This window comes from Alcanivorax sp. HI0083 (assembly GCF_001635175.1).
In genome coordinates this window covers 1-10,522 of the sequence record NZ_LWFX01000785.1, presented here as the reverse complement: position 1 = coordinate 10,522, position 10,522 = coordinate 1, and the positions used below count along the sequence as shown (strand labels likewise).

Below are 10,522 nucleotides of genomic sequence, written 5' to 3'. Positions count from 1 at the left end.
AGGCCAAAGCCCGCTCTTACCTGCTGGAGCTCTATCGCCAACCCGCCGGCCGCCTGCTCGACCAGGACCATCTGAGCACCGGCCACTGGCAAAAAGACCTGCCTGTCGGTGACTACCGGTTGCTGGTGCGGGCGGTGGATGAAAATGGTCTGCGTGGTGACGAGCACTGGCAGGCATTCAGTGTGACGCCCGCTCCGCCGCCTGAACCTGTACCGGAGCCCGCCCCGGAAAAGGAATCGCACTGGGATCTGTGGGCCTTCGTGGGCGCGGCGGCTTTGCTGCTGGCACTATAATCCATGCGCAACCGTCTGAGCCCGGATCAGCGTCGTTATCTGGCAGAGCATGTATCGGTGCTGTGCCTGGTGGTGGGGCTGTGTGCGCTGCTGACAATCAGTGGTGCGCTCTCCTTTGTCGACCGCTATATCTACGACAACCTGCTGCAAACGCTGCCGGATGATCCCTCCCAGGATGTGGTCATTGTCGGCATTGATGAATACAGCCTGCGCGAAATCGGCCGTTGGCCCTGGGACCGCAAAGTGCATGCCCAGCTGATTGATCGGCTCACTGATATGGGCGCCCGCGCGGTGCTCATGGACCTGATTCTGTCCGAACCAGACCGCAATAACCCGGATTCCGACCTGGCTCTGGTACAGGCCATGGCGGCCAACGGGCATGTTTACCTGCCCGTGCATGTGGAGCAATTGCGTGCTGGCGGGCAGTTGATCGAAGTGTTGCCTTATTCTCCCTTTGCCCGTGCTGCCGCGGGGCTGGGCCATGTGGATCTGGAGCTGGATACCGACGGCGTGGCCCGCTCGGTGTATATGCGCTCGGGGATTGGTCAGGCCTGGTGGCCGCACATTACCCAGACGTTGCTGGTGCAGGAGGGCATCCTGTCCGAACAGATCTTCCCGGCGGACAAGGGAGAGGAGTTTTCCGGGCTGGCTAATGTGCGCCGCTACCACCGTTATATTCCCTTTGTCAGCGGCCCGAATAGTTACCCGCAAGTCTCCGCCGTCGAGCTGCTGGAAAACCTGATTCCCGAACAACTGATACGCGACAAGATCGTGTTGATCGGTGCCACCGCCGCCGGCCTGGGCGATATGTTGCCCACCCCCATGGCCAGCAAGGGTGAGTTGATGGCCGGTGTTGAAATCAATGCGAACCTGCTGGATGCCCTGCGTGCGGACCGGCTGGTGCGTGACCTGTCCATGCCCAGCGCGTTGGTGCTGGGGGTGGTGCTGGCGTTGCTGGCGCCCTTGCTGTTGCCCTATGTGCTGCCGCGCTGGAGCATGCCGCTGGTGTTTGCCGTGCTGTTGCTGTGCATGCTGGTGAGCATGGCCACGCTGATTTCCCTGCGTTTGTGGTTTCCGCCGTCCGCCGCCATGGCGTCCGCGATCATGGCCTATCCTCTATGGACCTGGCGGCGCCTGGAATACTCCCTGTCCTATATGCGTAATGCGCTGGAGCGGTTGTCGGAATACAGCGACCTGAACCAGCGCCTGACGCAGCCGTCCTCGCTGGCACAAATGGGGCGCATGCTGGATCAGGTGTTGCCGGTGCGTTCCTGGCGACTGCTGGGGGGAGAGAAGCCCCTGCGTGGCGGTGACAGCCTGCCGGCGGCAACGTGGAAAGGGGCGTTGGCCCGCCAGTACCGGTTCCGTCAGGATGGTCGTCGCTATGAGCTGGATCTGGTCTGGGATCAGGCTCTGCATGCAGATACCTACGATTACTGGGTGCGGGCCATGTTGGTCCGTATCCGTACCCGGGCGCCCAACGTGGGGCCGCGCTATGAGGTGCTGGAAAAACACATCGAACGGCTGCGCCGGGAAGAGGAGCGCCAGGAAGCACTGACCCGTTTCTTCCAGGTAACACTGGCGCAAATTCGCGAAGGGGTGGTGATCGCCGATGCCTGCGGGGTGATTGTCTACGCGAACCCCCAGGCTGCGTTCCTGCTGGGCCTGGAAATGGGGGCGCTGGATACGGGGCAGCCCATGGTGACAGAACTGGACCGGGAGCTGGAACTGCGCGAGCACAGCTGGGATGACCTGCTGTGCCGGACCCTCGGCGAGGGCCGCACCCAGGTGGAGTGCCGTAACCGCCAGGGCACGGACCTGTATCTGGACATGCTGCTGGTGCATGCCGGCGATAACCCGGGGCGGATGATGATCATTTCCTTCAAGGACATCAGCGATGTGAAGCAGGCCATGCGGGCCCGTTCCGAAATGCTGGATTTTCTCTCCCACGACCTGCGCTCGCCCATGGTGTCGGTGCTGGCGCTCACGGAAAAAATGCGTCAGAGCGGCGACCACGAGGGCTTGCCGCTCTTCCTCGATAATGTGGAGCACTATGCCCAGCGCAACCTGAATATTGCCGAGCAATTCCTGCAGCTGGCCCGGGTGGAAGCGGTGGAATCCGTGGAAATGAACGAGCAGGACATGCTCGATGTGGTCGAAAGTGCCATCGATCAGGTACAGATTCAGGCTCACCAGCGTGATATCACCTTGCGGTTTGAGTACGACCCGGACCAGGAAGTTTGGGTGCTGGGTAACAATGAGCTGCTGGAGCGGCTGGTTGTGAATTTGCTGACCAATGCGGTGAAGTACAGCCATGAGGGCAGCTCCGTTGATGTCAGCCTGTATGCGCAGGGCAACCAGGTGGGCTGTGAGGTCCGAGATCGCGGGGTCGGGATTCCGCCGGAATTTCAGGAGCGACTATTCGATCGTTTCAGCCGGGCCAGTACCAGCGGTGGCGCCCGTACCCGTGGGGCGGGCATGGGGCTGCGTTTCGTCAAGGTGGTCACCGAGCGCCATGGCGGGGAGGTTCGGGTTCGCAGTGTGGTGAACGAGGGGAGCCGTTTTACCCTGTTGCTGCCGCGTATTGAGCTGGCTTGACACTGGGTGAAAACGGGCCCGCCGTGCGGGGGCTTCCGGCTTTAGGTGCTCTGGAATGGGTGGATTCAGCGCCGGGCATGCGCGGTTAAGCCTTCGGCGTAACATCAAGCGTTTTGTCCCTACGGCCTGAGCGGGTATAATCGCCAGCCGCAGCGCCCACAAGAGGCCGTTAAGGGCTTCCCGCGGCGAATCACAGAGAATTAGAGGTGTAATCGTGAAAAAGATGCTGACTGCCAGCCTGGTACTGGTCGCTACCCTGTTTGCCGCCGGGAGCGTGGCTGCCAAGAGCACCAAGGAAATCTCTCCCTACCCGTTGGGCGAGCGTTCTGTATTCAGTGATCGCGCCATCGAAGAGCGTATCAAGCCGGTGGGTTCTGTGTGTGTGGAAGGCGACGAATGTGGTAGCGCTGCCGCCCCGGCCGAAGAAGTGGCCAGTGGTCCCCGTTCCGGTGAGCAGGTCTACAACGCCTCCTGTGCGGCCTGTCATGGCACTGGCGCTGCCGGTGCCCCGAAAGTGGGTGATGCCGCCTCCTGGGCACCGCACATCGCCAAAGGCGAAGCGACCATGCTGAAGAACGCTATCAACGGCATCAACGCCATGCCCCCTAAAGGCATGTGCATGAACTGCTCTGATGACGAACTCAAGGCCGCCATCGAGTACATGGTCAGCAAGAGCCAATAATCTTGTCGCGACCCTGTTGGTTTTTACCCGGACTCTTGCTGTCAGCACTGGTGCTGGCAGCCTGCTCCGACGACAGCGCCCCGGACACGACGGCTACCGACAAGGCAGCGGCGCGTGACGGGGCGCAGTTGTATAAGCAGTACTGTGTGACCTGTCACGGCTCCGGTGCGCTGGGCGCGCCTGGTGTCGGCAAGGAGCATCGCCTTTACTGGTCACACGAGGTTGAAGAAGAAGGTTTCGATACCCTGGTGCAGGAAGCGATCAATGGCATCAACTCGATGCCTCCTCGCGGTGGCTGTTTCGATTGCAGTGACGAGGAAATTCGCAGCACGGTGATTTACATGCTGCTAAAAAGTGGGGCGAAATAGCTCCACTTTTTAGCATTATCCATTTGTAAGAAAGCCATTCTTGTTGTCGTAAAAGTCTTACCTTCCCCCTAAGAGATAACTTACATAAACGCCTGTGCCTTGCTGTTAGTCTGCGCGCTCGATTCTATAAAGAAGCGTAGGGTTAAAAGCGGGGGATCGCATGGCTGTGTCACGTTCGGGTATCTGGGGTTGGGTGCAAGCTCTTTTTTGTCTGTTGTTAGTGCTTCCTGTGTCGGTACAGGGAAATCAGGAGGCGGCAAAACAATGGCTTGTGGGGCAAATACAGCCCGATGGCAGTCTGGATTCCCCTGCCTCCAAAGCCATCACTTTTCAGGCCACCACGGAAGCCACAATCAACCTGCTTGATGCGGATCAGAGTCTTGCCGGTGTTTTGAGTGGTGTGACCAGCTATCTTGCCAGCGTCGATGCAGACCACAGTGCGGAGAACCTGTCCCGTAGTATTCGGACGGCTTACGCGCTGGGCCAGGAGTTTGGTGAGGCACAGGACGAATTGCTTAAGCGCCAAATAGCCGGTTCCGGATTTGGGGCATTTCCCGGCTATGACCCAGACCCATTAAGCACAGCCTACGCACTGGAAACACTATCCTTGTTGGGCATTACTCAGGAGCCTGCTGCCTATGCGCTGCAATATCTGATCAATGCCCAGAATGATGATGGCAGTTGGGCATTGGCTGGCGATGTGGGGCGAGTCCAGACTACGGCTCTGGCTATGCATGCGCTTTGGCAGTATCGCCATGTCTATGATGTGAAGTCTCCTCTGCAGGCGGCCGAGGATTTCTTGCTGGCCCAGCAAGGGGGGCAACTCTGGGGAGATACTGAAAGCTCTGCATTGGCGTTGTATGCACTGGTGTCGCGGGCAGTTGACCGGACTTCCCTCCAGCAGGCACTGGATGCGCTTCAGAACAGGCAGAACCCAGGTGGGGATTTCGAGCAGGATGTGTATGTTACGGCTCTGGCCCTGCGTGTCCTGTCAGCAGCATCCCGTCCCGCTGCAGACATAACAAGTCTTACCGGCACACTCGTAGATGCTCAGAGCGGCCAGCCTCTTGCTGGTGTTGAAATTGCTCTTGCCGGGCCTGAATCCCGTCAGCTTGTCACCGATGCAGAAGGCGGATTTTTTTCCAATCGACTGACGCCAGGACATTACCAGCTCTCCATGAGCAAGGGCGGGTACAGCACCCTGGTGCTCAACACGGTCCTGCAAACCGGTGACAAACGTGATGTCGGCACGTTGGCGCTTAATATCCAGAAAACTGATCCGGATACCGGCGAGCCCCTGCAAACCGGCATTGTCCGCGGCACCCTCACGGATCGGGATAGCGGGGCTCCGTTAGCGCAGGCAACGGTAACGTTGGCTGGCACAGGCCTGTCCTCTGGCACGGCGACTGATGGCTCCTACCTGTTCAGTGAAGTGCCGGCGGGACCGCTTAGCATTGTCGCTTCTGCGCAAGGCTATGAGTCAGTAACCGGTAATGCGGAAATGGCGGTTGGCCAAACCTTGCTGTTTTCCCCCGCATTGAAGGCGGCGGTGCCGGAGGGTGTGAGTGTTTTTGGCACCATCAGCAGCACTCATCAGGGAGCATCGATTGGCGGTGCAATGGTTAGCGCGGAAGTGCAGGGTGTTGCCAAATCGGTCACTACGGATGCACAGGGTCAATATCGTCTGGAGGACTTGCCTGCAGGTGACCTGACATTGGGGGTGTCGGCAGCAGGTTTTGAGAGTGTATCTGCTGAAGCAGAGGTATCTGACGGGGCCAGCGTGGAGTTTTCCCCGCTGCTTGCCCCCACTGGCGATGCAGCACAACAGCAGCCGGGTGGATTCCAGGGGGTTGTCATTGACGCGATTACCGGCCGCGGGATTATGGAGGCACAAGTCTCTGTCGATTACCTGGATGGTTCTGCACCGGTAACAGTTACTACCGACAGTGATGGGTATTTTCAGCTCAGGGAGCTCTTGGCGGCTGAGGTAGAACTTACCATTACTGCTTCTGGCTATAGTGCCATTGGCAGCACTGCACGCGTTGAGGCGGGTGTTATCAATGACCTGGGGGGGCTGGAGCTGGTACCACTGGATAGCGCGGTGAACAGTATCAGCGGCAAGGTAGTGGATGTGCGTACTCAGAATCCGTTGCAGGGGGTTCTGGTTAAGGCCAAGGTTTCATCTTCGGCAGTGGCCGGGGAGGCTATGACGGATTCCTCTGGTCGTTTTGAGGTGAAAGGTCTGTCTCTGGGCGAATACACGCTCGAATTTTCACAAGTTGAGTATCAGCCCCTGTCATTCCCTGTTGTCATCGCAACGGGTGGTGATCTTGATCTGGGTGAAGTCCGTCTCCGCCAACCGGGGATCGATGCCTTGTTGCCCGATCTTGCAGTGCAAAGCACCCAGTCTGGAGATCTGCTGTCTGACCCGGATACCTTCGAAGTGTCGGGTGCGCTTGATGTTGTGATTATTAACCGCGGGAATGCTGATCTAACACAGCCTTTCGCTGTGCGGGTGTTCAGCGATGCAGACCGTGATGGTGCGTTTAGTCCGGACCATGATCCGGTACTTGGCGAAACCGCCGTTGAGCAAATACTGGAGGTAGATACCACTCAGCGTATCAGTGTCCAGGTTCAGGGTGATTTGCCGTTCCGTGATGCGCCTTTAAATATCCTGCTTGATGCGGGCGAGGCTATTTCCGAGCTATCGGAAACCAACAATACGGAAAGCACGGCTGGTGAGTGTGCCAGTAATCAGAAGCCCTACCTGGATCTGGCCTTGTGCCTCGACTCTTCCGGTAGCGTCAGTTATTCGGAATTTCAACTGCAGCTGGAAGGGACAGCCCAGGCTATCGAGAACCCGGATATTGTTCCCCGTGACGGGTCAATGCGGTTGTCGTTACTGCAATTCAGCAGTAGCGATTATCTTGAAATCGATCCGACGGTGATCGAAGAAGATAACGTGACTAGCTTGGCTGATGCGATTCGTGGTGTCAGAAAACGCGGAGGCGGGACGTCGATTCATAGTTGCATCGATGGGGCGACAGAGGTCATCGGTAATGCGAATCCACCTACTGCATTGCAGGTGATTGATGTATCAACGGATGGTCAGTCTAGCCAATCAGCTGCCGTTGCTGCGTCTGAACAGGCTCGGGCTGCAGGTATTGATGTCATCAATTCTATTGGTGTTGGTGGTGGGGCAAATGAAACGCTTCTCAGCAGTATTGTCTTCCCCAAGCCGGCGGGAGGAGAGCGTGGTTTTGTCCTCATGGTGGATAGCTATGAGGAATACATCGAAGGTATTTCCTCGAAAGTTGCAAAAGAAACAAAGATTCCTGATTTGACTCTTGGTGCCCTTCAGTTCGTGGACAACGGCGTGGGAGAGCTGGCCTCAGTTACCATGGTTATCGGTAATGCGGGATCTGCCGACATTTCAGAAGATATCCATATCACGCTGTTTGATGGACACCCTGACACCGGTGCAGAAATTGGTGAGTTGGTTGTTAGTGGCGGAGTTGAAAGTGGCGATCACAAAAATGCGGTAATGGACGATGTTGATCCCGACCAGCTGCAGGGTGTCACTCTTTATGCCCGTGCTGCTATCGAGGGCCAGGTGGCAGAATGCAATAACACCAATAATCTCACTCAGAAGAAAGTGGCCGCACGCAGAGGGTCGCTCACGCTGACGCTGTCAGATAGCCTGTTAGCTCCAACCGAAGCGCTGAATTTGGACTCCCTGGTGACCAATACCGGCGGGGTGGAAGCAGACTATTCAGTACAACATAGCATTCTCGATAGTAGCGGCGCCCTGGTTGCAAACCTTGGTAGTAAACCTCTGCCTGCTTTGCCATCCGGTGAGCAGCGTTTGCTGGGCGTGGTCTGGAATAGTGGGGTGACACTGGCAGGTGATTATCAGGCTATTGCCGAACTGTATAGCCAGAGTGGAGAGCGGCTTGACTTGCAGGCGGTGCCCTTCTCAATCCGGGAAGGTGGAGATGTGTCTGCCCCCGTTGCGACGGTGGGTGTGGGCACTGATAAAGCCAGTTATTACCTCGGTGACAAGGCTGTCATTGAGAATACCCTGCTCAATAGCAGTAGTAGCACACTGATACAGCCTGCCAACTATCGCCTGGTTGTCAGTGACGAGAGCGGCGACGTGTTGCTCAATAAAGAATATGTGTTGGCCGGTCTGGCGGTTGGCCAGGTTATGCAGCTCTACGAAAACCTGTCTCTGGAAGGTGTGGCCGCCGGCAACTATGAAGCGGTAGGCACCTTGACTGACGATGATGGGGATGTGCTGGCCAGTGACAGGCAGGCATTCACCGTCAGCATCAGCTCAATCAGAGCCGTGGAAGGTGAGGTCCAGGCCCGCGCTGCTAGCGTGTACCAGGGTGATCCGCAAACCTGTGATTTCACGCTCCGTAACATCAGCAGCGAGGCGATACAGAACCTGACAGTGATCAACACCCGACTGGATGTGGATAACCAGGCGGAGCTGCATCGCGATACACGAACAGTGAGTTTGCAGCCGGGTGAGACAACCACTTTCTCGGATGTGTTTGGTACGGCAGGCTTTAATCTGACTCGCCATGCCTGCGCCCTGCAGGTGGAAGAAAATGGTGAGCAGCGGGATGTGGACACTGCGATCTTCCAAATGGTGGAGCCACCGATTTCTCTGGAGGCCACGCTCTCCCTGTCAGGGAAACCGAGATTGTTGGTGCTGACGGACAAACAGCAAGATACCTGTACCGCTGTGGACTGGCTGACTTTGCGTGCAGAATTCCCCAAACCGCTATCAGCGAGCACCCTGGTAAGCGTGAAAGCGTTGAATTCCCTCTTCTTCACCCTTGATCTGGAGGCATCGACACCCCAAGCCTTTACCGACTTGCTGGACAACAATATCGGCACCGATGTGAATGTGGCGGTGACCAGCCTCAGCCGGGAGGCCGTTGAGGTACGGGTATCCGGCTCGGCGCTGCTAGGAGGCAAACACAATATCGTTGCCAAGTACCCCATATTCCTTTTCCTGCAAGGAAAGTTGGAAACTGGCCTGACAGGGTTCAAATGCGGTTATTTCCCGGCACTTGGCCAGCGTCTGGGCGACTTCGAAGTCGTGGATATCGAGGTCGAGGAAAGGGAAAGTGGGTCGTCTGTACATGAACAGTCGGAAATACCCTCACTGGCACAGCAGCAACAATGGCTGGATGCCTTCCTGATTGAAAATGGCTACAGCTACACCTTGGTGGATTCACTGGGTGGTTTCCGTGATGCCTTGTTATCAGGAAATTATCAGCAATATCTCTTGCTGGCAGACCGGGTGCCGTTGGGGCACTGGACCGCCAAGCAATTGCGAGAAGCCGTCAATCGGGGCGATGGGCTGGTGTATGCCGCCGGTGACAGGCCGCGGACTCTGCCCCTGTACCAGAGCTTGGGAATCCATCCACACGAGAGTCTGCTTGGCAACTATCTGTTCAGTCTGCTGGGCTGGGATGGTCACCGGGCGGATGGCGTGGAATTTATGCAATCCCCGCTCTCCGAGCCGGCCTATTTGCCACTGACTCTGGATCGCCGATTGCCGCACATACATCACCATAAAGCCGATGTTGCCGCTTCGTATCAGGGGGTCAGTGATCACTCTCTCCAGTGCCTGGCCTATTCCGGTCAGCACGATGCTGTCACCCATCGTGAGTATGGCGAAGGGCGGGCAGTGTATGTGGGTTACGATCTGCTGGCCGAAGCGGTAGCCGAAAGCGGTAGTGATCACCATGCCGGGTTGTTGTCGCGGGCACTGGAGCACACCACAGCAGAAAATCTGATAAATCGGCCGGGCGCAGTGTTCCCCGTCACTCTGTCGTTGCAAAACACGGGGCCTGCTGTCGACGTCCAGGCGGATATAGCCATGTCCCTGGGGGGAGAAGTGCTTAACACCTTGCCTGCTACACAGAATAGTTCGTTGTCGTGGCAGTTGCCTTTGGCCGAAGCCGAGCAGCGTAATCTACACGCCTGGCTCGCTCCGAATTTCTCGCAGGGCTCGGCCACATTAAGCGCCGAAGTCACCGCCAGCCTTGGTAGCGGTGCCTCGCTAACGCTATCGGAAATGCTGCCACTGCAGGAAGGGCCGGATACCCAGACCCTGGGGGAAGTGACTCAAGCCGTACAGGCGGCCTACGGTCAGTCCCTGCTGGATCTGAAATTGAAGAAAGCGGCGCTTCTGCTGGAAATGGCGATGGTGGCCAATAGTCATGGGCATGAAGCCCTGGCCATCAAGAAAGCCCTGAAAGCCACATCGGCCCTGGCAGGCTCAAGTCACCCGGATGCGCCATTGCTACGCGAAAATCTGGATTGGGCAATTTGGGCCTTGAATCGGTAATTGGGGCGAGAGGGTTATGAACGGAACAAGAATCGAGGCTAAGTGTATGTTACGGGGGAATGGACTCATGGAGCATAGGGAAAAGGTGCATAACGTAGGCGCGCCAGCCATGGAGAAAATCCGTGAGTCCGGCCGATTTGCCCGCACCGTTGCGATGGCGGCAGTGCTGTTGTTGCTCAACGGGGTGATCTGGCCATCCTGGGCAGTCGCA

The 10,522-nt window shown here is 57.4% G+C and carries 4 protein-coding genes and 1 pseudogene; all 5 read left to right on the top strand.

From position 1 onward, the window contains the following. Nucleotides 1–293 (top strand): annotated as a pseudogene (locus A3754_RS27505) (peptigoglycan-binding protein LysM); the annotation flags it as partial. Nucleotides 294–296: 3 nt separating this feature from the next. After that, entirely contained in the window at nucleotides 297–2,891 is a 2,595-nt protein-coding gene (locus A3754_RS07640; protein WP_063519230.1) for a CHASE2 domain-containing protein, read from the top strand. Between the two features lie 223 nt (nucleotides 2,892–3,114). Then, the gene (locus A3754_RS07635; RefSeq protein WP_063519229.1) at nucleotides 3,115–3,573 is read left to right on the top strand and encodes a cytochrome c5 family protein; all 459 of its coding nucleotides are present in this window, start codon (nucleotides 3,115–3,117) and stop codon (nucleotides 3,571–3,573) included. Nucleotides 3,574–3,575: 2 nt separating this feature from the next. Then, the gene (locus A3754_RS07630; protein ID WP_231880510.1) at nucleotides 3,576–3,941 is read left to right on the top strand and encodes a cytochrome c5 family protein; all 366 of its coding nucleotides are present in this window, start codon (nucleotides 3,576–3,578) and stop codon (nucleotides 3,939–3,941) included. 271 nt (nucleotides 3,942–4,212) lie between these two features. Continuing rightward, nucleotides 4,213–10,311 (top strand): carboxypeptidase regulatory-like domain-containing protein, encoded by a 6,099-nt coding sequence (locus tag A3754_RS07625; protein ID WP_063519228.1) that lies wholly within the window; start codon nucleotides 4,213–4,215, stop codon nucleotides 10,309–10,311. The last annotated feature ends 211 nt before the right edge of the window (nucleotides 10,312–10,522 follow it).